This window comes from Aestuariibaculum suncheonense (genome assembly GCF_014596935.1).
In the GTDB taxonomy this organism is placed as follows: Bacteria; Bacteroidota; Bacteroidia; order Flavobacteriales; family Flavobacteriaceae; genus Aestuariibaculum; species Aestuariibaculum suncheonense.
Genome location: NZ_JACVXC010000002.1, coordinates 65,924 through 90,741, shown reverse-complemented (window position 1 = coordinate 90,741; position 24,818 = coordinate 65,924). Strand labels below are relative to the sequence as shown.

The window sequence follows — 24,818 nt, the reverse complement described above, 5'->3', positions numbered from 1 at the left end:
ATGGCGTTTAAAATTCGGGAACTAAGTTTCGTCTTACGGTTTGAATTTTCTACTTTTGCACAAATTTGTAACGAAGCCTTAAATGAAGGGTGACAGTGGCATATTTTACATGCAATAAAGAAAATGAAAATCAAGATTTTAAATATCTGAGTTAAACTAATATAAACCTTATGTTATCAGTATCAAATTTATCAGTACAATTCGGAAAACGTGTGTTATTCGATGAAGTAAACACCACATTTACTACAGGGAATTGCTACGGAATTATTGGCGCCAACGGTGCCGGTAAATCAACGTTTTTAAAGATTATCTCAGGAAAACAGGATGCCACTTCTGGTCATGTTCATTTAGAGCCGGGAAAACGTATGTCGGTTTTAGAGCAGAACCACAACTTATATGACGATCATACGGTTTTAGAAACTGTTTTAATGGGTAACAAACCCCTTTATAAAATTAAAACAGAAATCGATGCGTTATACGCCGATTATACCGATGAAAATGCTGAAAAAATTGGAGAGCTTCAAGTGCAGTTTGAAGAAATGAACGGATGGAATGCCGATAGTGATGCCGCAGCGATGCTTTCTAATTTAGACATTAAAGAAGATTTTCATTACATGTTAATGAAAGATTTAGATGGTAAGCAAAAAGTACGTGTGCTTTTGGCTCAGGCGTTATTTGGAAATCCAGATGTGTTAATCATGGATGAGCCAACCAACGACCTGGATTACGAAACCATTTCCTGGTTAGAAAATTTCTTGGCGAATTATGAAAACTGTGTGATTGTGGTATCGCATGACCGTCACTTCTTAGATGCCGTTTGTACACACATATCTGATATCGATTTCGGAAAAATTAATCATTATTCTGGGAATTATACGTTCTGGTACGAGTCATCACAATTGGCAGCCCGTCAACGTGCACAGCAGAATAAGAAAGCTGAAGAAAAGAAAAAGGAATTAGAAGAGTTCATTCGTCGTTTCTCTGCTAACGTTGCAAAAAGTAAACAGGCAACGAGTAGAAAGAAAATGATTGAAAAATTAAATATAGACGATATTAAACCAACCAGTCGTCGTTACCCAGCCATTATTTTTGAGCGCGATAGAGAAGCGGGAGATCAAATTTTAAATGTACAAGGTTTGGCAGCTTCAATTGATGGTGAAGTGTTATTTAAAGACATCGATTTAAACCTAGCTAAAGGCGATAAAGTAGTGGTGTTCTCAAGAGATTCAAGAGCAACGACAGCATTCTATCAGATTTTAAATAATAAACAACAGGCTGATGCCGGTAAGTTTGACTGGGGTGTAACTACAACACAATCGTATTTACCATTAGATAACAGTGAGTATTTTGAAAACGACTTAACCTTAGTCGAATGGTTACGTCAATGGGCTAAAACCGAAGAAGAGCGCGAAGAAGTTCATATTCGTGGTTTCCTTGGGAAAATGATTTTCAGTGGAGAAGAGGCGCTTAAAAAATCGAATGTACTTTCTGGAGGAGAAAAAGTACGCTGCATGTTAAGTAGAATGATGATGACGAGAGCTAACGTATTAATGTTAGATGAACCAACAAACCACTTAGACTTAGAAAGTATTACAGCGTTCAATAACTCGTTATCAAACTTCAAAGGCACAGTGTTATTTACAACACATGACCATGAGTTTGCTCAAACGGTTGCAAACCGAGTTGTAGAGTTAACACCTAATGGGGTTATCGATCGTTACACGACGTTCGATGAGTATATGCAGGACAAAAAAATTAAGGAATTACGTAACAAAATGTATTCGGTTACGGCTTAATTTAAAGCTTATAAATAGAAAAGCGACTCTGTTGGAGTCGCTTTTTTTATGAGGTATATTTTGAGATTAAGCTTCTAATTCTGAGGTAATATCATCAATAATTTTATTGGCTTTTTCTAATTCATCCTGATGAACAAATATCTCCTGAAATCCTGGTAAAATGCCACCTCCAAATCCAGCTAAGCGTGCAGATTCTGTTTGGTCTTTAACTACTGCGTTAATACCTGCATCTTCAAGTTCTAAAACAAAACGCCTGACCATAAGAGCATCTCCTGTATAAATTTTTATGTATTCGGAGTTTTTCATAAATTTTAGTTTTAAATAATTAAGCCTCCAGTCCGGAAGTTAGATCTTCAATTACTTTGGTTGCTTTGTCAAGTTCATCTTTATGAACGAAAACCTCCTGGAAATCTCCAGAACCACCAAAAACATCTGCTATCAAACCAGTTTCAGATTGTTCCTTAACTACAGCACTAATGCCAATTCTATCTAATTCACCTATAACACGTTGGGTTGTAACTAAACTACCTGTATATACTTTTATATAATTTGAGTCTTTCATGATTATAGAGTTTAATAGTTGTTTTCTAAATATACAATTTTTTCAGGAATTTACATCTAAACAAAACGATCAAAAGTCTCCTTTATTAACTATATTTAAGTTATAAATTAATCCCGTGAAGAACATCCAATATGTATTCTTGTTATTAGCTTTAATCGCCGAAGTTATAGGAACTGTAGGTGGTTTTGGGTCATCGGTTTTCTTTGTTCCCATTGCTAATTTTTATTTCGATTTTCAAACAGTTTTAGGAATAACAGCAGTATTTCACGTAGTAAGTAACCTGAGTAAAATAGCCTTGTTTAAAAAAGGAATTGACAAAAAATTAATTCTGTACATAGGTGTACCGGCCGTGTTGTTTGTAATTATTGGAGGTGTGATTAGTAAGTTTTTAAACGTTACTTTTTTAGAATTATTTTTAGGATTGTTTTTGGTGTCACTCAGTTTATTGTTCTTAATCAAGAAAAATTTAATCATCAAACCTCACAAAAAAGAAGCGATTATAGGAGGAACGCTTTCGGGTTTTGTAGCGGGCGTTGTGGGTACTGGGGGAGCTATTCGTGGACTCACCATGGCGGCGTTCAATCTTGAAAAGAATGTATTTATCGCAACTTCGGCAATTATAGATTTTGGTGTTGATTTAAGTAGAACGATTGTCTATTTTTTTAACGGTTATATTAAAGAAGACATTCTGATTTACATTCCGTTTTTAGTAGGTATCGGTATTCTGGGGACGTATTTAGGAAAGTTACTTCTGAATACCATCTCTCAGGAAAACTTTAAAAAGATATCCCTGGGATTAATATTGATTATAGGGATAGTGACCATAATAAAAAGCGCCTTTAATTAGTTAATCAAAGGCGCTTTGAGATAGTTATAGGTTGTAATTATCTTAATTCTGCCCCTAACTGGTTTTCAAAATTAGATTGTAATTTACTCATAATTTTATCGATTTGTTTGTCATTAAGCGTTTTGTTTTCATCCTGAAGAGTAAAACTTACGGCATAACTCTTTTTACCTTCCGGTAAGTTTTTACCTTGATACACATCAAACAGGTTCACGCTCTTTAATAATTGCTTTTCAGTTTGTTTAGCAATTTTGTAAATCGATTCAAAAGTTACCTGATTATCTAATAACAAAGCAAAATCACGACGTACTTCAGGGTATTTAGGGATTGGTTCGAATACCACTTTATTACGTTTAACAATCGTTAAAATAGTATCCCAATCAAAGTCAGCAAATAGCACTTCCTGAGCAATATCGAAATGTTTTAAGATTGGCTTTTTTACCAATCCGAAATCAACCAACTTCATTTTTCCTAAACTAAAGCTTACGCCTTCAGCAAATACATCTGAAGTCACAGGGCCTTCATTAAACTTAGAAATCCCTAGACGTTCTAAAATATTTATAACATAACCTTTTAAGTAGAAGAAATCACTTTTTGTGTTTGGTGAATTCCAATTTTCAACCGACTTATTTCCGGTAACAAACAAAGCCAAGTGCTTAAACTCTTCACGTTTGTCTTCGCTAAAACCATGGTAGGTTTTTCCGAATTCAAATAGTTTTAAATCACCGCGTCTTCTGTTAATGTTAAAAGAAATAGCTTCTAATCCTGAGAATAACAACGATTGTCTTAATACAGATAAGTCGTTACTTAACGGATTTAGCATGGTGATATTATGATCTTCCTTTAACTGTTCGCTTAACGCAGCATAGTTAGGCGTTGTTAATGAATTTGATAAAGTTTCAAAGAACCCTAAAGCCGCTAACTGGTCTCCAATAATATTTTGAATTTTATGGTCTTCAAAACGCGTAGAGTTTGAGATAGAGGCGTTTAATTTTTCGGTAGTTTTAATATTGTTGTATCCGTAAACACGTAAAATTTCTTCAATAATATCGGCTTCACGTTGCACGTCATTTCTGTAAGCCGGAACGGTTAAACCTAAGCCAGCTTCGGTAACGTTATTTACTTTAATCTCTAAAGAAGATAAAATACGTTTTATGGTTTCTTTCGGAATTTCTTCACCGATTAGTTTTTTAGCGTTATCGAAACTTAAACGCACCTGAAAATCTTCAATTTTGTTAGGGTAGAAGTCCATAACATCAGATGTTACTTCACCACCTGCAATATCCTGAATTAATAAAGCAGCTCGCTTTAAGGCATATTCGGTAATATTCGGATCAATACCACGCTCAAATCTGAAAGACGCATCTGTGTTTAAGGCATGGCGTTTTGCTGTTTTACGAACACTAACCGGGTTAAAATAGGCACTTTCTAAGAAAATGCTCGTTGTTGTTTCGGAAACGCCTGAATATTCACCACCGAAAACACCAGCGATGCACATTGGTTTTTCAGCATCGCATATCATTAAATCATCTTCATGTAACTCGCGTTCAACACCATCTAAAGTTTTGAATTTTGTGCCGGTAGGAAGCGTTTTTACTTCTACTTTATTACCTGCAATTTTTGCTGCATCGAAAGCATGAAGTGGCTGTCCTAATTCGTGTAAGACATAATTAGTAGCATCAACAATGTTGTTAATTGGAGCTAATCCAATAGCTCTTAAGCGGTGTTGTAACCAAGCCGGAGACTCTTTTACTTTTAAACCAGAAATAGTTACGCCGCAGTATCTTGGCGCTAAGTCTTTATTTTTTACTTCAACATCAATTTTTAGTGTTCTGCTATCCACATGAAAGGCACTAACTGATGGCGTTATTAATTCTAAATTGATTTCTTTTTGTACTAATCCTGCTTTTAAATCGCGGGCTGTACCCCAATGACTCATTGCATCGGCGCGGTTAGGTGTTAATCCGATTTCAAAAACGTAATCGCTTTCAACTTCAAAGATTTCAGCACAAGGTGTTCCAACAATAAGTTCGCTATCAAGAACCATAATACCATCATGCGATTTTCCTAAGCCAAGTTCGTCTTCGGCACAAATCATCCCATGACTTTCTTCGCCACGAATTTTCCCTTTTTTAATAGTCCAGGCTTCACCTTCTTCGGTGTATAATGTCGTTCCAATAGTCGCAACTGGTACTTTTTGTCCGGCAGCTACGTTTGGCGCACCACATACAATTTGTACAGGTGCATCGCCACCAATATTTACAGTAGTAACTTTTAATTTATCGGCATTAGGATGTTGTACACAAGTTAACACTTCGCCAACCACAACGCCTTCTAAGCCTCCTTTTACAGATTGGTAAGTATCAATACCTTCAACTTCTAAACCTAAATCTGTAAGTAAATCACCAGTTTGTTCTGGTGTCCAATCTGTTTTTATAAATTGTTTTAACCAATTATAAGAAATCTTCATAAACCAAGTTCTATTTTAAGGCTGTAAAGATAAAATATTGCCGTTAGCATTCAAACATAAACCCTGAATTTATCACTATTTTGAAAGGAATTCAAGGATTGAGTATTTCAATGTTATTTAAGTGAAAATTTAAAGATTTTCAAGCAGTAAATTATAGTCGTACTGAAGGTCTTCGTGAAGTGCGGAAACCGTTTTTTCTATTAATACCAATTGACGGTTATAGAGATTTTGAAGTTGTGCACTTTTTTTATAGCTGGGTTTAAAACCTTTTAAAGTTTGAAGAAAGTAGAGTAGAAGCTCCACTTCGGTTTCTTTTTTTTGTGAGTAGCGAATATACTTTTTAGTCTGCGTTAAAATTTTGCGCACACTTTTTCTAATGAAGAAATAGCTTTTGGTGTTTATCACTTCAAACTGAGAATCTATATGTTGTTTGATACTTTCAATATACCCGCTTTCATCGTCAGACTCAAAAAGCAGGTACGTGATAAGTTCTTTGTTTTCTTTTTTGAATTTTGATAAGCGTAGGCAGAGTTCAATTAATTCTTCAGGAGATTTATGTTTTAATTCCTTCTTGATATTAACAATAGAAGTGGCTTGCAAGGATTATTGTTTTTTGAATCCGTCAATAGAAAATTTACCTGGTCCCATTAAGAAAATAGCGATAAACCCGATTAAGAATAAAAGGGCTTTTTCCTTAACCCCAATTGGGTCGTTTGCATGAATGATAAATGCTGCAACTAACATGGTAATAATGGTTGGAATGGCAGTCCATTTGGTTTTAAAGCCAATTAGTACTAACAACGGAGCCACAGCTTCGCCAATAATAGCTAGGCTTAAGGAAATGGTTTGGCCTAAGCCAAAAGGATCGGCAAATTTAATAGGTCCTAAAAATAAGGATTGAAATTTAGGAATACCGTGAGTAAGCATCATTACACAGAAACCAACTCTTAAAACTAGTAAACCGATGTCTGGAAAATTTCGTTTCATAAGTAGAATTTATTTAAATTAAATATACACTAATTTAACGAAGTTTTGGAAATTCTTCAGGATTTGTTTCGTGCATTACCGCGTAAACAGCTTCAAAAATATCTTCAGCAGATGGTTTCGAGAAATAATCGCCGTCGTTTCCGTAAGCCGGTCTGTGTTCTTTTGCCGTTAATGTTTTTGGTTGACTATCTAAGTATTGATAAGCGTTTTGCTTATTTATAATTTCATTTAAAATATAAGCTGAAGCCCCACCAGGCACATCTTCATCAATGATCATCACACGATTTGTTTTCTTGATACTTTTAACAATATCATGGTTTAAATCGAAAGGCATTAACGATTGTACGTCAATTACTTCGGCATCTATACCAACCGCTAAAAGTTCCGTAGCAACCTGCTCAACAATACGAAGTGTTGACCCATAAGAAACTAAAGTAATATCAGAACCTTCTTTAACCGTTTCTACCACACCAATAGGTGTTTTTAAATAGCCAAGATTGTTTGGCATTTTTTCTTTTAAACGGTATCCGTTAAGACATTCTACAACGATAGCCGGGTCATCGCCTTGCATTAATGTGTTGTAGAAACCAGCTGCTTTAGTCATGTTTCTAGGCACTAAAACATTCACCCCTTTAACTAAATTTAAAATACCACCCATTTGCGAACCTGAGTGCCAGATGCCTTCCAGTCTGTGACCACGTGTTCTAACAATTAATGGGGCTTTTTGTTTTCCTTTAGTTCTATAATGTACGGTAGCTAAATCGTCACTTATAATTTGTAAGGCGTACATTAAGTAATCTAAGTATTGAATTTCAGCAATAGGTTTTAGCCCTCTTAGCGCCATACCAATACCTTGGCCAACAATGGTTGCTTCTCTAATACCTGCATCGGCAATACGTAGCTCACCATATTTTTCCTGTAACCCTTCAAGACCCTGATTAACATCACCAATATTTCCGGTATCTTCTCCAAAAATTAAGGCTTCAGGATATTTGTTGAAAATCGCATCGAAGTTGTCACGAAGAATAATTCTTCCGTCAACTTGCTGAGCTTTTTCATCATAAGTTGGTTTAACTTCTTTGATTAAGATATTAGATTGCTCGGTTTCAGAGTATAAGTGTGAACTGAATTTAGGCTGAGATTCTTCAATACATTTATCAATCCACTGTCTCAATTGTTCTTTTTTAGAAGAATCTTCTCCCAAAGTATATCTTAAGGCACGTCTACCATGCGATAAAATATCTTTTCTGGTAGGCTCATCTATAGCAGCTAAGCTATCTTTAATTTTACTAATAAAAACACCATTTACACTGGTTTCTGCCAATTGCTTTAATACAGCAACTAATTCACGTTGTTCGTCTGAAATTGGTTTTAAGAAGGTTGTCCAGGCTCTGCGTTTTGCCTCTTTAACTTCTCTTTTAATAACTCTTTCAATTTCAGTTAAATCTTCATTAGTAGCAATACCGCTATCAATAATCCACTGACGCATTTTGGTGTTACAATCGGTTTGAGTTTCCCAGTTTAAACGTTCTGGAGACTTATATCGTTCGTGAGAACCTGAAGTAGAGTGCCCTTGTGGTTGTGTTAATTCTGAAACGTGAATCAATACAGGAACATGCTCTTCGCGAGCGATAGCGCTTGCTTCTTGATAAGTCTCAATCAGGTTCGCATAATCCCAACCCTTTACACGTAAAATTTCGTAACCTTTATTGTTTTCATCACGTTGAAATCCTTTAAGAATTTCAGAGATATTTTCTTTTGTTGTTTGATGTCTGGCATGAACAGAAATACCATATTCATCATCCCAAACACTAATCACCATAGGTACTTGTAAAACACCCGCAGCGTTTATTGTTTCGAAAAACAAACCTTCACTGGTACTGGCATTTCCAATGGTTCCCCAAGCGACTTCGTTTCCGTTTACAGAGAAGTTTGACGCATTAATACCCTCAATATTTCTGAAGATTTTTGAAGCCTGAGCCAATCCTAATAAACGTGGCATTTGGCCAGCAGTAGGTGAGATGTCTGCACTTGAATTGTATTGTTTGGTTAGATTTTTCCAGCTACCATCGTTATTTAAACTATGTGTAACGAAGTGACCTCCCATTTGACGTCCAGCAGACATAGGTTCCTGTTCAAGATCGGTGTTGGCATATAAACCCGCAAAAAACTGTTCAGAAGTAAGTTCGCCAATAGCCATCATAAATGTTTGGTCGCGGTAGTAACCTGAACGCCAATCACCTTTTTGAAAGGCTTTAGCCATGGCTAACTGAGGCACTTCTTTACCGTCTCCAAAAATTCCGAATTTAGCTTTTCCTGTTAATACTTCACGTCGCCCAAGTAAGCTACATTCCCGACTTCTCACTGCTATTTTGTAATCGTTTAAAACTTCTGTTTTAAAATCTTCGAATGAGATGTTGTTTTTCAAATCTGGAATTGATTGCATGTTAGATACCTCTTTTAAACTTTCTGCAAAAGTAGTTAATCTTTACGTGTTATGCAATTATATTTAATCTAAACAAATTGGTAAAATTCTAAAAAAATGAGTTTTAATGGGTTTTGATTGAAAATATTTTATTGAATATGGTGATTTAATGATAATTGCGCAACAAGTTAAAACCAGCGTCTTCGAAATAAACCTAGTAAAGATTGTGGGTCTAAAGTGAATTTTATACGAATTCTTTCTTCGTATTGGGGTTGTGAAACTTCCCAGCCTAAGTTGGAATATATCGGGAAATAGACTTCAAAATAATCGGTAACCAGATTAATTCTTATGCCAGAATCATAAACAAATTGAGCTGTGTTGAATTTGTTTTTTACAAAACCGATGTCGCCGTAAACCAGAATATAGTTCCATAAGGTAGTACTCATGTTTACAGTGGAAATCCATTGATTAGCGAAAGGGGTTTCTAATTTAGATTTGAAGCCACCTTCAGCTTCAATATATTGCTGACTGAAAATTCCGGAACTTTCCGAGCGCCCTAAATAGGGTAATTCAAATAAGTAATCGGTTGGGCGATCTAAAGCAAAGCTAAAATAATCAGAATTGATATCGTTTTTGTTGCTTAAAAAAGCGCCCGAGTAGGACCGAATATTCAATTGTCTGTTGTTATGAAATAGGTGTCTGTATTCAAAGCTAAAAGCCACTTTACTGAATGTTTTCCCAATTTGGAAATCGGTGTACCACTTATTGAAATCGATTAAATTGTCATTAGAATGCACATATCGCGCATTAAAAACATTGTAATTGGGTTCATCAGTAGTGTAGATATTATTAATGTCTTTATCTCGGTGAATGTCTAAATACCTGAAAGAAAGTAAACCTCTCTTGTTAGATCTAAAATCATCATCTTGTCTGAAGTAAAAAGATAAAGAAGGCGTAATTAGTCTAACAAATAAATCTGGAGCATAAGAACGATAACTTCCAAACAATCCGTAGTTAATGGCGTAAAGATTTCTGTTTTCAAGATCGTGAGTCATTGAAACAACTCCAGAACCTGTAAAGGCTCTCGATTTAAAAGCGTATTGCGGCGAAAGTTTATAGCTAAACCGTTTTCTTAACAAGGTTTTGTTGTATGCTTTAAAGCCAAGTGTAAAACCATCGTAAATATTGTTGAATTCTAATAAAGGCATTAAAAAGACCTGATTGTAGTAGGGGTCTTCAATGTCTTTAAATAGTCTGAATTGCAAAGGTTTATTGTTGAAAAAAAATCCTTTTAATGATTTCCAATTATCCCGCTCGTTAATTTCTGGAATGATACTGTTGTAGTTTAAAACCAATTTATTAGCATCGTTTCTTGGAAGTGTTAAGGTTTTGTGGTTTGCTATATTTTCAATCCATATTTTTGAAATAATACTATCATTATTTAAGGTGTATAATGACACCGGCATGGAGTTATGGCGCTTGTTTTTTATGGTGAGCGTCATGGAATCCTCGGTTTTGGATACATTTTTAATTTTAAAATCCAGTTTTTCTCGGGTGGTTAAGTAGTCTTTAAAAAACCAATCCACATCCTTCTCGGTTTCAGATTTTAGGTAGGTTTCAAAATCAGATGATTTAATAGGTTTCAGTTTATTATTTGCTACAAAGGATTCAATCGTATTCTCGACGGTATGGCTATTAACAAAGTCGTCAAGATAACTTAAACCCATACCAGCTTTATATTTATTGGCAATGTTAGCGTTGAATTTTAAAAGTGAATCTTTAGCCATAGTTAGTGGCTGATCTCTGTTGGTTCGCGCCATCAGCATAAAGGCTAAATTGTATTTATCATTAAAGCGCATATCGGCGGCATGAAACGAACGAACACCCCAGAAATTTGCTAAAGAGCCCAAAAATTTCATGTTAGGATAATGTTCATAAACGTAATTCATTAAATAGAAAATTTCAATACCATCAATAAGCCACTGGTCTTTTCTTGGATTAAGAAGTAAAGTGTTTTCCAAATAATTACGAAGTGCTACTTTTAAAAGTTTTACTTCATATTTAAATGAACTGGGATAGGTTTTTATAAAACTCGGAAGAAAATTTAAACCGTAAACAGGGTTGTCATCATAATCGGTTTGGGTGGCAAATAATTTTTCATGTGGATAATCACCAAACTTTTTAGAGATGTATTTAATGATTTTTTCAGTGATAAGTACTTTGTCTATAATTTCTAGATCCTCATCATAAATATTTGAAACAATGGAAAAATCGTTGGTTTCAACAGTATTGAAATTGGAGATTTTATTAAGGAAAAGCTTGTTGTTTATCCTGTCTTTTCCTTTGAGTGTAATTATTTTATTTTCAGTATTTTGCGATTCGTTAATTACATCTAAATCTGAAGTTAAAGTGTAAGCTTTAGGAAATTCTAAATCAAGCGTGATATCTGACTTTGGGATAAACAAATCATTTAAATCTTTATTGCTATAGTATTGCCATTCACCATTATAAATCGCAGGTGTAATATACCAGTATCTTAAATTAAGGTCTCCGGTTTTTGTAATACCATATCCGGTAAACTTATCGCTTGGCAGCTGTACGATATACTCTAAATGGATATTATACGAATCTCCGGGATTTAATGTAGAATCCAGTAAAACTTTTACAATGTCAATTTGGTTTTTAAGTTCATGATACCTTAAATCCTGACCATAACTTTTTATGGATGTTACAATGGAAAAACCTCGCTCATCGTTTTTTGCTAAATGAAAATCGTTACGGTATTCCTCGGCAATTCGCTTTGCTAAAGGTGTTGTTTTTGTAGCGTAAGCGTTACTCCAGTTATTTAAATAAATCGATTGAAGTGTGTCTTGTGATGTGTTTTGATACTCAATGTTTTGAGAAATCCTAATTTGTTTGTTTTCAATATTGAAAACCGCATGGATGTCAATTTTGTTTTGACTAAAACATGAAAATCCAGTAAACAGGATAATGACAAAACTAAAACGACGCAATTTCAATTTAAAAATAGAGATTAAGGGTTAATAACACATGTGCTATATGGCAATATACTAATTACTAAAGCTATTTATAGTGGTTTTATTTACGTAAAATAATTGTAAAACGTTTTAAAAGTTAGGGCTTAATCCAGATTCTTTATAGAAACTATCTAAGATGTCTATAACTTCGTCTTCAGAATCCACAAGATGAATTAAGTTTAAGTCATCCGGACTGATATTTCCGAAGCTTAAAAGTGTTGATTTAATCCATGCAATAAGGCCTTCCCAAAATTCAGTTCCGACCAGAATAATCGGGAATTTTTCAATTTTATGGGTTTGAATAAGCGTCATTGCCTCGAATAATTCATCTAAAGTGCCGAAACCACCAGGCATCACTACAAAGCCTTGTGAATACTTAACAAACATCACCTTTCTAACGAAAAAATAATCGAAATCCAGACTTTTATCAGAATCGATATATGGATTGTCGTGTTGTTCAAAAGGTAATTCGATGTTTAGTCCAACCGAAGTTCCGCCACCAATATGGGCGCCTTTGTTCCCGGCTTCCATAATACCTGGTCCGCCTCCTGTTATAACTCCATATCCAGCCTCAACTATGCGTCTGGCAATGTTTTCGGCTAGTAGATAATATTTTTGATCTGATTTTGTTCGTGCTGAACCAAAAATAGAGACACAAGGTCCAATTTTACTCATTTTTTCAAAACCATTCACGAATTCGCCCATGATTTTGAAAATTGCCCAAGAATCGTTTGTTTTTATAGCATTCCACCCTTTAGGGTGTTGTTCTTTTCTCATAGTATTGCATTAAATTTTTTATTGATTCGTCAAGCATAGCAAAACATTGTATTAAACGAATCGCTCAAATTTAGTTTTCTATTCTATGAAATGCAAACTGCGACAAACTTATTTATAAGCCCAGTTCCTTCTTTAAAAATTTAGCGGTATAACTCTTTTTATGCATTGCCACTTCTTCAGGAGTGCCTTCAACAACTACTTTGCCACCGCCTTTACCGCCTTCGTAACCAATATCGATAATATGATCAACTGTTTTGATAACGTCCAAGTTATGTTCAATAATAAGTACGGTATTGCCTTTGTTGGCTAGTTTATTCAGTACAATCATAAGAACACGAATGTCTTCAAAATGCAATCCTGTGGTAGGTTCATCTAAAATATAGAAGGTATTCCCTGTGTCGCGTTTGCTTAATTCGGTAGCCAGTTTAATGCGCTGTGCCTCACCGCCAGATAAGGTTGTACTTTGTTGACCAAGGGTGATGTAGCCAAGGCCGACATCTTTAATGGTTTTAAGTTTGTTGTAAATCTTAGGAATATGTTCAAAGAAATCTACAGCTTCGTTAATGGTCATGTCTAACACATCGCTAATCGATTTTCCTTTGTATCTAATTTCTAAAGTCTCGCGATTGAAACGTTTTCCCTGGCAGGTTTCACACTCGACATAAACGTCAGGAAGAAAATTCATTTCAATCACTTTTAATCCGCCTCCCTGACAGGTTTCGCAGCGGCCACCTTTTACATTGAAGCTGAAGCGTCCGGGTTTGTAGCCGCGAATCATCGCTTCAGGAATTTTAGCGAACAAACTACGTATTTCACTAAAAACACCGGTATAAGTGGCTGGGTTGCTTCGTGGCGTTCTACCAATAGGCGATTGATTGATGTCAATGACTTTATCGATATACTCCAAGCCTTTTACACTTTTGTATGGCATGGGTTTTTTAACACCATTAAAATAATGTGCGTTAAGAATTGGGTATAGGGTTTCGTTTATTAAAGTCGATTTTCCACTACCGGAAACACCGGTAACTCCAATCATTTTTCCTAACGGAAATTTAACAGAAACGTTTTTTAAGTTGTTACCTGTGCAGCCGTTTAATTCTAAAAATTTACCATTGCCTTCACGACGCTTTTTAGGAATTTCAATTTCCTTCGTGCCGTTTAGATAATCCGCAGTTAGAGTGTCGTGTGTTAATAATTCTTGAGGAGTGCCAATGCTTATGATTTTTCCGCCGTGTTTTCCGGCTTTCGGGCCGATATCAATTACGTAATCGGCGCGTTCAATCATGTCCTTGTCGTGTTCAACAACCACAACTGAGTTGCCAATATCGCGTAAAGAGAGTAGGGAATTAATCAGCTTTTCGTTATCTCGTTGATGCAACCCAATGCTAGGTTCATCTAATATATATAGTACACCAACCAATTGCGACCCTATTTGAGTTGCTAACCGAATACGTTGTGCTTCACCTCCAGAAAGTGATTTAGAGCTTCGGTTTAGTGACAGGTAATTTAATCCGACGTCCAATAAAAATTGAAGTCTGGATTTTATTTCTTTCAGAACTTCTTCTGCAATTTTTAATTGTTTGTCTGAAAGGTGTTTGTGCAAGTCGTTAAACCATTCCGCTAGTTCAGAAACATCTGTATTAGCGAGTTCAGCGATATTTTTATCATTGATTTTAAAGTACAGTGATTCTTTCTTTAAACGACTACCGAGACACTCCGGGCATTCAATTTTGTCCATATAGTCTTTAGCCCAACGCTTAAGCGAAGTGGTTTCAGCTGTTTTGTATTGGTTTTCTATAAACGTAGCGATGCCTTCAAAATCTATTTTATATTCTCTGGTGACTCCTAAACTTTTGCTTTCTATTGAAAATTTTTCATTACCTCCGTAAAGAATCATTTGTTTTGCTTCTTCCGGAATGTCTTTGTAAGCATCGGTTAAACTAAAATTGTAACGTTGTGCAATAGTGTTTAACTGTTTAAAAATCCAGCTGTTTTTTTCTGGGCCGTGTGGCGCTAAAGCGCCATTTTTTATGGATAAGCTATCGTCTGGAATGATTTTCTTTTCATTTACTTTTCGCATAGTACCAATACCACTACAGGCAGGGCATGCGCCTTTTGGAGAGTTAAATGAAAAGTTGTTAGGTTCAGGATTGGGGTAGGAGATTCCGGAAGACGGACACATTAAATTTCTACTGAAATAGCGAACCTCTTGTGTGTCGTGATCTAAAATCATTAATACATCTTCTCCATGATACATGGCTGTGTTTATGGTTTCGGTAAGACGTTTGTCATTATCGGCACTGTCATCTATAACCAAACGATCGATAACAATTTCAATATCATGTGTTTTGTAACGATCAAGTTTCATGCCTTTTTTTAGATCCTGAATTTCGCCGTCGGTTCTTACTTTAACAAAGCCTTGTTTGGCAATTTGTTCGAATAATTCACGATAATGTCCTTTTCGGGAACGAACTACAGGCGCTAAAACATTAATACGTTTGCCTTTAAAGTCATTAATAATGAGTTCTTTGATTTGCTCATCACTGTAACTAATCATTTTATCTCCCGTGTTGTAACTGTAGGCGTCGCTGGCGCGGGCAAAAAGTAAGCGCAGGAAATCGTAAATCTCGGTAATGGTTCCAACGGTAGAACGAGGCGATTTACTGGTGGTTTTTTGTTCTATGGCGATTACAGGAGAAAGGCCGTCGATTTTATCAACATCCGGACGTTCTAATCCTCCAAGGAATTGTCTGGCGTACGCCGAAAACGTTTCGATGTAGCGACGCTGGCCTTCAGCATAAATGGTATCGAAAGCTAACGATGATTTTCCGCTCCCTGATAAACCAGTGATAACCACAAGTTTCTCACGAGGAATGGATACATCAATGTTTTTCAGATTGTGTACTCTAGCTCCTTTTACTTCTATAAATTCTTCGAAATGACTCATATAATCGCAAAAGCGCAAAGTTACAATTTTAGTTGTTAAATATTTAAGAAGAATTCTTTTGGTTTTTGTTGAGTAGGGATAAAAAAAAGCTGCATTTTATAATGCAGCTTTGGTGGTGTATTTTAATTAGTTGGTAAAGTTTTGTCAATTCTGAAATGCTATTCAGAATAAAGACTTTAATTGGTTACTTTTGTTTACTATTAGTATTTAAGTAACTTATATTGTTATTAGTTTAATTATTGTTCTAAAATAATAGAGTTAAATAGATTATGCAAATGCTTGTCTTTATAATCAAGAAATCTATTTTTGAATTAATGTTTAAGAGACCCCTTTTTTTTTGGGGGTGCTTGAAGTGTTTTAATGTTAAGTTATTGTTAAGTCAGTGTTTTTTTATGGTTTTAGAAGGTTGTTTGTTTGATTTTGTTGTTGCACCCTCTATTTTATTCAGTTGAAAATAATTAACCAATGTTAATTATTTAACAAAATTTTAAGAAATGTTAGGTATTAATAGCTTGTTTTGATGTCGTCTATTTCTAATCCGAGAAAAAGGAGTTTGTGAAAATTAGGTAGTTGTGCTCCTGTTGAAGTTGTTTTCCAGTCACTCCAGGAAGCTTCTAAACCATCGATAGGTAATATAGAGGTCCACATTTTAAAACTTACAGGTCTTCCTGAGTCATTGAATAACCACAGATAGGAATCGCCAGGGGTAGAACCACCCGATGTATAAGTGACCAGTAAGCCATTTTTATTGTTGGGTAAAGATACCAAACGTCGCTCGGTACCTTTGTCGAATACTTTATACGGAGCTACGAGCCAAAACGAGTCGTTGTTGAAATATTTAATAGCTTTCTGAATAAGTTCGTCGGCTAAATCGCCATGCACATTAAAACTGTGCACGTATGCTTTATGGTTGTTGCTGTTGTTTAAATCGAGGTCTACTTTGTATTCTTTCCAATAAACACTACAAAGGTTTTGGGTTTTATCCCATTCGTAATGGTGTCGTTTTTTAAACGTCCATTCAATAAGTCTTGTTTTTTGGAAAGCCTCATAATTTAAGGTTTGCAGCATGTTTTTGGCTAAAGCATCGGCTTCTTTTCCTTGTATACCTGAAGGTAATTCCTCGTTGTATTTAAAATATAGGAAACTAAAAAACAGAAGGCTTGGTAGTGTGAAAAACACAATGACTCCAAATGTTATTTTTAAACCTCGCTTTAGTTTCATAGGCTGTGGAATGTTACTGTTTTAATTGGATAGCTTCTAAAATATTAATTACTAGTGGTTTTGTGAAATAAATTAGATTAAAAACGTTTCTTAGGAAAAGTTTTCGATAAAGTGTAATATTAAGGTGTTTTATGAAGCGTTTTTCTTTAGTCTAAAGGTGTGCTCTTTAAGTCTTTCATTTGAAAATAGCTTAAGTTCTTCGAAAAATTCAGAAAACTCTTGTTCGAACTCATCATAAAAGGTCTCTAATTCGTTAACCGCTTCGTTCATACTGGAGCGCTGTTTGGTCCTCCTATTCATACCATCCAAAACTCTGGAGATACCATCAATAGAAGCGTAGCTTAAAAGCCAGTTGTCTGTCATCATGTAAGGCATCATTTTTTGAATTCGGAGGGGTAAAATATCATAATGTTTTTCCAAAGTATCGTAAAATGCTTCGGTGTATATATGTAACGGACTGTCATGGTATAAATGCCAGTTTTTGGCTAAAAAATGGTCATATAGAATATCGACTATAATGCCGGAATAATGGCCGTATTTCTCATGTAACCGTCTAGTACTCTGTCTAACCACTTGATGAGCGTCGGTAAAAGTGTCAATATTCCTATGTAGTAGAATGCCAATTTGAATATCGGTCGCGTAATTTTTATAAGATTTACCTTTTATCCCATCGGCTATGAAATTGCCAATGGTCACTAATTCGTTTTCTCCTGAAAGATAAATGTGGGCTAAGTAATTCATTTGTGAAATTTACGAATTAGGTTTTAAGAATTACAATTTTGGAATTGTATATTTGTTTTCAAACTAAATAATTAAAAAAAATTAATGACATTAATTAAATCGATTTCAGGGATAAGAGGAACTATTGGAGGGCAGGTAGGAGAGAATTTAACACCTATTGATGCGGTTAAATTTGCAGCGGCTTATGGAGCATGGATTAAGCAACAGCGTGATAAAACAGACTATAAGGTTGTTGTGGGTAGAGATGCCCGTATTTCGGGTAAAATGATTCAGGATTTAGTGATGAATACCCTTGTAGGGATGGGGATTCATGTAGTTGACATAGGTTTGTCGACAACACCTACTGTTGAAGTTGCTGTGCCTATGGAGCATGCTGATGGCGGTATTATTCTAACCGCAAGCCATAACCCGAAACAATGGAATGCCTTAAAATTATTAAATGCTAAAGGGGAATTTTTAGATGGTGCTGAAGGAGCTAAGATTTTAGATATCGCCGAAAGTGGAACAATAAATTTTTCAGATGTCGATAGCTTAGGAAAAATAACAAAGAACAAAGCGTATATAGATCTTCATATTATTGAGGTGTTAGATTTGTCTTTAGTAACAGTTAGTCCAATTGAAGAAGCGCGTTTTAAAGTCGTAGTCGATGGTGTTAATTCCACTGGTGGTTTGGCTATTCCTTTATTGCTTGAGCGCTTAGGGGTTGAAGTTGTTAAATTGTATTGTGAACCAAATGGTCATTTTCCGCATAATCCAGAGCCTTTAAAAGAGCATTTGTCGGAGTTGTCTAAAAAAGTGGTTGAAGAACGTGCCGATTTCGGTATTGTCGTCGATCCGGATGTTGATCGTTTGGCATTTGTAGATGAAAACGGAGAAATGTTTGGCGAGGAATATACGCTTGTAGCTTGCGCTGATTATGTATTGAGTAAAACACCTGGTAATACAGTGAGTAATATGAGTTCTACACGAGCCTTGCGCGATATTACAGAAAAGCATGGAGGAACATATGAAGCCAGTGCTGTTGGGGAGGTAAATGTGGTGAAACTTATGAAACAAAACAACGTTGTTATAGGCGGTGAAGGTAATGGCGGTATTATTTATCCTGAAGCGCATTACGGTCGCGATGCATTAGTTGGTGTAGCGTTGTTTTTAAGCTTGTTAGCTGAAAGAGATATGAAGGTTAGTGAGCTTAGAAAAACCTATCCGGATTATTACATGAGTAAAAAGAAAATTGAATTAACGCCAAGTTTAGATGTTGATGCTATTTTGAAAACTATTGAGGAGCGTTATCAAAATGAACAATTAACTACTATTGATGGTGTAAAGATTGATTTTACTGAAAACTGGGTGCATTTACGTAAAAGTAACACCGAACCTATTGTTAGAATCTATACCGAAGCCAAATCTCAGGAATCAGCAGATGAATTAGCGGATAAATTTATTGAAGAAATAGGATCTATTGCTGGTGTAAACGTTTAAAAATTTGTTTGTCATGGCTACAAGAAATTTATATTTAATATTAATGGCAGTGTTGCTTTTGCAGTCATGCGATAAAGATAAAACATACAGTTCTGTTGATGAAGTAAACTGGCAAAATCGGATGATACATTCGGCTTTGCCGGATTCCTTGGTTCAAGGAAAAACCTATCTATCGGTGTATTCGCAAATCTACAGCGAAACCGAACATCGTATTCATAGTTTAACAGCCACAGTTAGTATTAGAAATATTAATGTTTCAGATACGGTTTATATCGATAAAGCGACATATTATGATACTCACGGAAATGCTATAAGAACGTATTTTGATAAGACGATTTACGTTGCGCCTATGGAAGCTGTGGAAATAGTTATTGACGAACGTGACGAAGAAGGTGGAACCGGAGCCAATTTTTTATTCGATTGGAGAATGAAAGAAACTTCAAATACACCATTTTTTGAAAGCGTTATGATTTCAACATCTGGACAACAAGGAATTTCATTTACAACACAAGGAAAGGAGCTTAAATAAATATGCTTTCACTTATAATAACCAAAATACTTTTTATGATTGCAGTAATCGATCCTTTAGGGTCGGTGCCAGTATATCTTGAAGCTACAAAGAATTTCGATTTAAAACACAAACGTAAAGTTGCAGTAAGAGCCTCTGTTGTTGCTTTTTTTGTGTTATTGTTTTTTGTTCTGGTCGGACAGATTATATTAGAAGGGATGAACGTGTCGTTAGATGCTTTTCAAATTTCAGGTGGTGTTATTTTATTTTTATTTGCTTTAACCATGATTTTTGGAGAGGGAAAACCAGAATCGGAAATTCATTCTATTAAAGATTATAAACACGTTACTATTTTTCCGGTCGCCATTCCGTCTATAGCGTCCCCGGGAGCTATTATGGCTGTGGTTTTAATGACCGATAATCACATTTATTCTGTGAAGGAGCAATTTATTACCGTTGTTTTAGTTATGGTAGTGGTGACGTTAACCATGTTGTTGTTGTTAGCAGCAAACGCCGTTCAAAAGCGTATTGGAGAATATGGTATTACTGTAATAAGTAAAATTATGGGACTTATTTTGGCGTCATATGCGGTTCAAAGTGTTTTAAGCGGACTAAGAGATTTCTTTACTGTGTGACATTAAATAAAAAAGGCTGCCATTTGGGAGCATTTTTTATTATTGCGGTTTTCGGTCTTTATATTTCCAGCGTTTATGAGTCCAGAAATAGTATTCGGGGGCTTCATAAATCTGTTTTTCAACTTCACGTAAAAACATATCGGTTAATTTGTAATCGTTGTAAGCTGTGCTGTCTTCAGCTAAGGTTTTAATTTCAGCTTCATAATGTCCGCGTTTGACTTTGGTGACTTTTAAAAAAGCTGTTGTTAGATCCAGTTTTTTAGCCAAACGCTCGGCGCCAGTAAAACAAGGGATATCAATACCCATAAATTGCCCCCAGTAAACTTCTTTCGTGAGCCTTGGTGATTGGTCGCTTAAAAAAGCCATAATGCTTTTTATGTTGTTGCTTTCATTTTCATTTATGGTGCTAATGGTTTCTTTGGTGCTGATTAGTGTTGTGTTGAATTTAGAGCGCATTCTTCTAACTAAGTTATCAAAATATTTATTTGCTAATTTTTTGTAAACCGCCAGACCATTGAAGTTAATGTAGTTTTGTAAAACTACCGACCATTCCCAACTGGCGTAATGACCAAACATTAAAATGATGCTTTTATTCATGCTTTCCAAACGTTTGAATTCTTCAGGGTTTTTTATTTTAAAACGTTTGTTAAGCTCTTTTTCAGAAATGGTTAAGGTTTTTGTCATTTCTAAAAACATATCAGAAAGATGACTATAGAATTTTTTGGTAATCACGGAAATTTCCTGCTCGCTTTTTCCTGGGAATACTAATTTAAGGTTGCTTTTAACTACTTTTTTTCGGTAACCTATGATGTGATACATTAAAATGTAGAGTCCGTCAGAAACTAAGTAAAGTAAAGGAAATGGAAGTATAGATATAATCCACAAAAGTGGATAAACCAGAATATATGCTAGAAATTGCATGAATTAATTTTAGATTTGTAAATGCAAATATATGCTAATTTGAAAATAAACTTTTAGGCTTTATGGGTAATTTAAATTTAATCACTATTGTTATTATAGCTGCTAATGTGCTAATATCTTACAAAGGTTTTGGCGATTACAGCTTTTTTGATAAGTATAAGTTTCAGGTTGGTAGTGTGCAGCGTGGGGAAAAGGTTCGTTTGTTTAGCTCGGCGTTTTTACATGTCGATACTCAGCATTTACTCTTTAATATGTTAACTCTGTATTTTTTCGCGAATACCGTATTAGGGTATCTAGGGACAGTTAGCTTTTTATTGATTTATATTGGTAGTTTGTTGTTTGGTAATGTATTGTCTTTATATTTTCATAAGCATGAATATCATTACAGTGCGGTTGGAGCCAGTGGCGCTGTTACAGGTGTACTGTATTCAGCTATTTTATTGCAACCGGATATGAGTTTATTTTTGTTTTTTGTACCCATTCCCATTCCGGCATATGTGTTTGGTATTGGTTATTTATTGTATTCGATTTACGGGATGAAAAACAGAATAGGTAATATTGGTCATGATGCGCATTTTGGAGGCGCTGTTGGTGGTTATATTATTACTTTGGTTTTAGCGCCATGGTTGCTTGAGGAACATTTCTTAATGATTATTTTATTAGCAATACCTATTGTTCTCCTATATATTTTGAAGAAATCAGGGAAGATGTAAAATATATTTAAAAGCTATCTTTACCTATTTCTAAATGCCACATTTTATAAATTTCAATTTGTCGTATTCTGTATTATGGCATAAGAATTGACCTTATATTAGAAAGATGTATAATTTTAATCGTTTAAACGACTGATCGTTAAATAATTGATGTTATAGCTAAATTATTAAAACTTAAAAGCGAGTCTGATTACTGACAGATTGGCTTAAATATACATATGAAGAAATCAAATTTTTTAACCCTTGACAGTTTGTCATTACAGGATTTTGATGAAAATGCAGAATTAATTCCTTTAATGACACCTGAAGATGAAGAAGAAATAAACAACGAAGCCTTACCGGAAACCTTACCGATTCTTTCCTTAAGAAATACGGTTTTATTTCCTGGGGTAGTTATTCCTATTACGGCAGGTCGTGATAAATCGATTAAACTAATTAACGATGCTAATAAAGGCTCTAAAATTATTGGAGTTGTAGCTCAAAAAGATGAGTCGGTTGAAAACCCAAGCGCGAAGGAAATTAACGAGGTGGGTACGGTTGCTAAAATTTTACGTGTTTTAAAAATGCCTGATGGCAACGTTACTGTTATTATTCAGGGGAAAAAGCGTTTTAAGGTAGCCGAGGTTATTACCGAAGAGCCTTATATGAATGCTACGGTAAGAGATATCCCAGAAGCAAGACCAGCTCAAAAAAACAAGGAATTTTCAGCAATTATAGATTCTATTAAAGAATTAGCTTTAAATATCATTAAGGAAAGCCCGAACATTCCTAGCGAAGCATCATTTGCTATTAAAAACATTGAAAGCAATTCGTTTTTAATCAATTTTGTCTCGTCTAATATGAATTTAACGGTAGCTGAAAAGCAATCGTTATTAGAGATTGACGATCTTAAAAAACGCGCCCTTGCAACCTTAAAGTATATGAATCTGGAGTTGCAGAAGCTGGAGCTTAAGAATGATATTCAGTCTAAGGTGCAAATGGATATGAGTCAGCAGCAGCGAGAATACTTTTTGCATCAGCAAATGAAAACCATTCAGGAAGAATTGGGTGGAGTAAATCATGAGGAAGAGATTGAGGAAATGCGCGAGCGTGCCGAATTAAAACTATGGGACGAAAAAGTAGCGAAGCATTTCGATAAGGAATTGTCTAAAATGCAGCGAATGAATCCTCAGGTGGCCGAGTATTCTATTCAGCGCAACTATTTAGAGTTGTTTTTAGATTTACCTTGGAATGAATTCAGTCAGGATAAATTCGATTTAAAACGCGCTAAGAAGATTTTAGATCGTGAGCATTTTGGTCTTGAAGATGTAAAACGTCGTATTATTGAATATTTGGCAGTGCTTAAATTACGTAACGATATGAAATCGCCTATTTTATGTCTTTACGGACCTCCAGGTGTTGGTAAAACCTCGTTAGGAAAATCTATTGCAGAAGCTTTAGGGAGAGAATATGTGCGTATTTCGTTAGGTGGTTTGCGTGATGAAGCCGAGATTCGCGGGCACAGAAAAACCTATATAGGCGCTATGCCGGGTCGTATTATTCAGAGTTTGAAAAAAGCCGGCACATCAAATCCGGTATTTGTATTGGATGAGATTGATAAGTTAACCAATTCGCATAACGGTGATCCGTCTTCAGCAATGCTTGAAGTTTTAGATCCAGAACAAAACAGTGAGTTCTATGATAACTTCCTAGAGATGGGGTATGACTTGTCTAAAGTGATGTTTATAGCTACTTCCAATAGTTTGGGAAGTATTCAGCCAGCATTACGTGATCGTATGGAAATTATAAACGTCACCGGATATACGATTGAAGAGAAAGTTGAAATAGCTAAACGTCATTTACTGCCAAAACAATTAAAAGAGCACGGTTTAAATGATTCACATCTTAAAATAGCCAAACCACAACTTGAAAAAATCGTTGAAGGTTATACTAGAGAATCCGGTGTACGTGGTTTAGAAAAACAAATAGCTAAAATGGTTCGTCATGCGGCGAAGAACATTGCTATGGAAGAAGAGTACAATGTGAAAGTCACAAACGAAGATATCATTGAGGTGCTTGGAAGACCTAAATTAGAGCGAGATAAATACGAAAACAATAATGTGGCCGGTGTGGTAACAGGTTTAGCTTGGACAAGTGTTGGTGGAGATATCCTGTTTATAGAGTCTATTCTTTCTAAAGGGAAAGGATTACTTAATATTACAGGAAACCTAGGTAAGGTTATGAAAGAATCGGCTACGATTGCCATGGAATACATTAAAGCAAATGCCGATGTATTCGGAATAAGCAATGATGTGTTCGATAATTATAATGTACACATTCACGTGCCGGAAGGCGCAACACCAAAAGATGGTCCAAGTGCTGGTATTACCATGTTAACCTCGCTAGTGTCGTTATTCACTCAAAAGAAAGTGAAGAGGAATTTAGCAATGACAGGGGAAATTACGCTACGTGGAAAAGTACTTCCTGTAGGAGGTATTAAAGAGAAAATTTTAGCGGCTAAAAGAGCGCATATTAAAGAGATTATTCTTTGCGAGGAGAACAGACGAGATATCGAAGAGATTAAAGAAGAATACTTGAAAGGCTTAACGTTCCATTATGTTACCGATATGAGTGAAGTTATTAAATTAGCAGTCACGAATCAGAAAGTAAGTAATGCTAAAAAGCTGTAAATATAAAAGAGGTTGATTATTCAGCCTCTTTTTTTTGTTATCAATCAGATAGGTGTAAGATTATAAGTAGATTAAATCTATGCAC

At 35.3% G+C, this 24,818-nt stretch carries 19 protein-coding genes; 7 read left to right on the top strand and 12 right to left on the bottom strand.

What is annotated here, in order from left to right; translation table 11 throughout:
* Positions 1-170 precede the first annotated feature (170 nt).
* Positions 171-1,796, top strand: a complete 1,626-nt coding sequence (locus tag ICJ84_RS06230; RefSeq protein ID WP_188215519.1) for an ABC-F family ATP-binding cassette domain-containing protein — start codon at positions 171-173, stop codon at positions 1,794-1,796.
* Positions 1,797-1,862: 66 nt separating this feature from the next.
* On the opposite strand, the gene ICJ84_RS06225 is transcribed toward ICJ84_RS06230, so the two are convergent.
* Positions 1,863-2,102, bottom strand: coding sequence for a putative signal transducing protein (locus ICJ84_RS06225; protein WP_188215518.1), 240 nt, complete (start codon positions 2,100-2,102; stop codon positions 1,863-1,865).
* A gap of 19 nt (positions 2,103-2,121) precedes the next feature.
* A complete protein-coding gene (locus tag ICJ84_RS06220) occupies positions 2,122-2,358 on the bottom strand; it encodes a putative signal transducing protein (RefSeq protein ID WP_188215517.1) in 237 nt (78 codons plus the stop codon).
* Positions 2,359-2,473: 115 nt separating this feature from the next.
* On the opposite strand from ICJ84_RS06220, the gene ICJ84_RS06215 reads away from it, so the two are divergent.
* A complete protein-coding gene (locus ICJ84_RS06215) occupies positions 2,474-3,205 on the top strand; it encodes a sulfite exporter TauE/SafE family protein (RefSeq protein WP_188215516.1) in 732 nt (243 codons plus the stop codon).
* A gap of 37 nt (positions 3,206-3,242) precedes the next feature.
* On the opposite strand, the gene pheT is transcribed toward ICJ84_RS06215, so the two are convergent.
* From pheT to ICJ84_RS06170, 9 genes are all read right to left on the bottom strand, one after another.
* Positions 3,243-5,672, bottom strand: a complete 2,430-nt coding sequence (gene pheT / locus ICJ84_RS06210) for a phenylalanine--tRNA ligase subunit beta (protein ID WP_188215515.1) — start codon at positions 5,670-5,672, stop codon at positions 3,243-3,245.
* A 129-nt stretch (positions 5,673-5,801) separates the two neighbouring features.
* Entirely contained in the window at positions 5,802-6,272 is a 471-nt protein-coding gene (locus ICJ84_RS06205; RefSeq protein WP_188215514.1) for a hypothetical protein, read from the bottom strand.
* 3 nt (positions 6,273-6,275) lie between these two features.
* The gene (locus tag ICJ84_RS06200) at positions 6,276-6,659 is read right to left on the bottom strand and encodes a DoxX family protein (RefSeq protein WP_188215513.1); all 384 of its coding nucleotides are present in this window, start codon (positions 6,657-6,659) and stop codon (positions 6,276-6,278) included.
* A gap of 34 nt (positions 6,660-6,693) precedes the next feature.
* Positions 6,694-9,105, bottom strand: a complete 2,412-nt coding sequence (locus ICJ84_RS06195; RefSeq protein WP_188215512.1) for an alpha-ketoacid dehydrogenase subunit alpha/beta — start codon at positions 9,103-9,105, stop codon at positions 6,694-6,696.
* A 167-nt stretch (positions 9,106-9,272) separates the two neighbouring features.
* Positions 9,273-12,104: a gluzincin family metallopeptidase gene (locus tag ICJ84_RS06190; protein WP_241748707.1), complete on the bottom strand. Its 2,832-nt coding sequence runs from the start codon at positions 12,102-12,104 to the stop codon at positions 9,273-9,275.
* A 108-nt stretch (positions 12,105-12,212) separates the two neighbouring features.
* Entirely contained in the window at positions 12,213-12,899 is a 687-nt protein-coding gene (locus ICJ84_RS06185) for an LOG family protein (RefSeq protein ID WP_188215511.1), read from the bottom strand.
* A 112-nt stretch (positions 12,900-13,011) separates the two neighbouring features.
* Positions 13,012-15,846 (bottom strand): excinuclease ABC subunit UvrA, encoded by a 2,835-nt coding sequence (gene uvrA, locus ICJ84_RS06180; protein WP_188215510.1) that lies wholly within the window; start codon positions 15,844-15,846, stop codon positions 13,012-13,014.
* Positions 15,847-16,350: 504 nt separating this feature from the next.
* Complete coding sequence (locus ICJ84_RS06175) at positions 16,351-17,067, bottom strand: hypothetical protein (protein ID WP_188215509.1); 717 nt, start codon at positions 17,065-17,067, stop codon at positions 16,351-16,353.
* 129 nt (positions 17,068-17,196) lie between these two features.
* Positions 17,197-17,808, bottom strand: a complete 612-nt coding sequence (locus ICJ84_RS06170) for an acyl carrier protein phosphodiesterase (protein ID WP_188215508.1) — start codon at positions 17,806-17,808, stop codon at positions 17,197-17,199.
* Between the two features lie 84 nt (positions 17,809-17,892).
* On the opposite strand from ICJ84_RS06170, the gene glmM reads away from it, so the two are divergent.
* Genes glmM through ICJ84_RS06155 form a run of 3 tightly spaced genes read left to right on the top strand, consistent with a single transcriptional unit; the run spans position 17,893 to position 20,430 of the window.
* Positions 17,893-19,287, top strand: coding sequence for a phosphoglucosamine mutase (gene glmM, locus ICJ84_RS06165; RefSeq protein ID WP_188215507.1), 1,395 nt, complete (start codon positions 17,893-17,895; stop codon positions 19,285-19,287).
* 13 nt (positions 19,288-19,300) lie between these two features.
* A complete protein-coding gene (locus tag ICJ84_RS06160) occupies positions 19,301-19,816 on the top strand; it encodes a DUF3124 domain-containing protein (protein WP_188215506.1) in 516 nt (171 codons plus the stop codon).
* A 2-nt stretch (positions 19,817-19,818) separates the two neighbouring features.
* A complete protein-coding gene (locus tag ICJ84_RS06155) occupies positions 19,819-20,430 on the top strand; it encodes a MarC family protein (protein WP_188215505.1) in 612 nt (203 codons plus the stop codon).
* Positions 20,431-20,469: 39 nt separating this feature from the next.
* Here ICJ84_RS06155 and ICJ84_RS06150 read toward each other — a convergent pair whose 3' ends face one another.
* Positions 20,470-21,351 (bottom strand): lysophospholipid acyltransferase family protein, encoded by an 882-nt coding sequence (locus tag ICJ84_RS06150; RefSeq protein WP_188215504.1) that lies wholly within the window; start codon positions 21,349-21,351, stop codon positions 20,470-20,472.
* A 62-nt stretch (positions 21,352-21,413) separates the two neighbouring features.
* Between ICJ84_RS06150 and ICJ84_RS06145 the strand changes: the two genes are divergently transcribed.
* Together ICJ84_RS06145 and lon are read left to right on the top strand one after the other, a co-directional pair.
* Positions 21,414-22,064: a rhomboid family intramembrane serine protease gene (locus ICJ84_RS06145; RefSeq protein WP_188215503.1), complete on the top strand. Its 651-nt coding sequence runs from the start codon at positions 21,414-21,416 to the stop codon at positions 22,062-22,064.
* 218 nt (positions 22,065-22,282) lie between these two features.
* Positions 22,283-24,733 (top strand): endopeptidase La, encoded by a 2,451-nt coding sequence (lon, locus tag ICJ84_RS06140; RefSeq protein WP_188215502.1) that lies wholly within the window; start codon positions 22,283-22,285, stop codon positions 24,731-24,733.
* Positions 24,734-24,818: the final 85 nt, after the last annotated feature.

What these genes read in the sequence shown, in the direction of transcription:
- lon (WP_188215502.1), top strand. Translation starts at nt 22,283, where the DNA reads ATGAAGAAATCAAATTTTTTAACCCTTGACAGTTTGTCATTACAGGAT.
- ICJ84_RS06170 (WP_188215508.1), bottom strand. Translation starts at nt 17,808, where the DNA reads ATGAATTACTTAGCCCACATTTATCTTTCAGGAGAAAACGAATTAGTG.
- ICJ84_RS06230 (WP_188215519.1), top strand. Translation starts at nt 171, where the DNA reads ATGTTATCAGTATCAAATTTATCAGTACAATTCGGAAAACGTGTGTTA.
- ICJ84_RS06195 (WP_188215512.1), bottom strand. Translation starts at nt 9,105, where the DNA reads ATGCAATCAATTCCAGATTTGAAAAACAACATCTCATTCGAAGATTTT.
- ICJ84_RS06150 (WP_188215504.1), bottom strand. Translation starts at nt 21,351, where the DNA reads ATGCAATTTCTAGCATATATTCTGGTTTATCCACTTTTGTGGATTATA.
- glmM (WP_188215507.1), top strand. Translation starts at nt 17,893, where the DNA reads ATGACATTAATTAAATCGATTTCAGGGATAAGAGGAACTATTGGAGGG.
- ICJ84_RS06160 (WP_188215506.1), top strand. Translation starts at nt 19,301, where the DNA reads ATGGCTACAAGAAATTTATATTTAATATTAATGGCAGTGTTGCTTTTG.
- ICJ84_RS06200 (WP_188215513.1), bottom strand. Translation starts at nt 6,659, where the DNA reads ATGAAACGAAATTTTCCAGACATCGGTTTACTAGTTTTAAGAGTTGGT.
- ICJ84_RS06185 (WP_188215511.1), bottom strand. Translation starts at nt 12,899, where the DNA reads ATGAGAAAAGAACAACACCCTAAAGGGTGGAATGCTATAAAAACAAAC.
- ICJ84_RS06155 (WP_188215505.1), top strand. Translation starts at nt 19,819, where the DNA reads ATGCTTTCACTTATAATAACCAAAATACTTTTTATGATTGCAGTAATC.
- ICJ84_RS06220 (WP_188215517.1), bottom strand. Translation starts at nt 2,358, where the DNA reads ATGAAAGACTCAAATTATATAAAAGTATATACAGGTAGTTTAGTTACA.
- ICJ84_RS06145 (WP_188215503.1), top strand. Translation starts at nt 21,414, where the DNA reads ATGGGTAATTTAAATTTAATCACTATTGTTATTATAGCTGCTAATGTG.
- ICJ84_RS06175 (WP_188215509.1), bottom strand. Translation starts at nt 17,067, where the DNA reads ATGAAACTAAAGCGAGGTTTAAAAATAACATTTGGAGTCATTGTGTTT.
- pheT (WP_188215515.1), bottom strand. Translation starts at nt 5,672, where the DNA reads ATGAAGATTTCTTATAATTGGTTAAAACAATTTATAAAAACAGATTGG.
- ICJ84_RS06225 (WP_188215518.1), bottom strand. Translation starts at nt 2,102, where the DNA reads ATGAAAAACTCCGAATACATAAAAATTTATACAGGAGATGCTCTTATG.
- uvrA (WP_188215510.1), bottom strand. Translation starts at nt 15,846, where the DNA reads ATGAGTCATTTCGAAGAATTTATAGAAGTAAAAGGAGCTAGAGTACAC.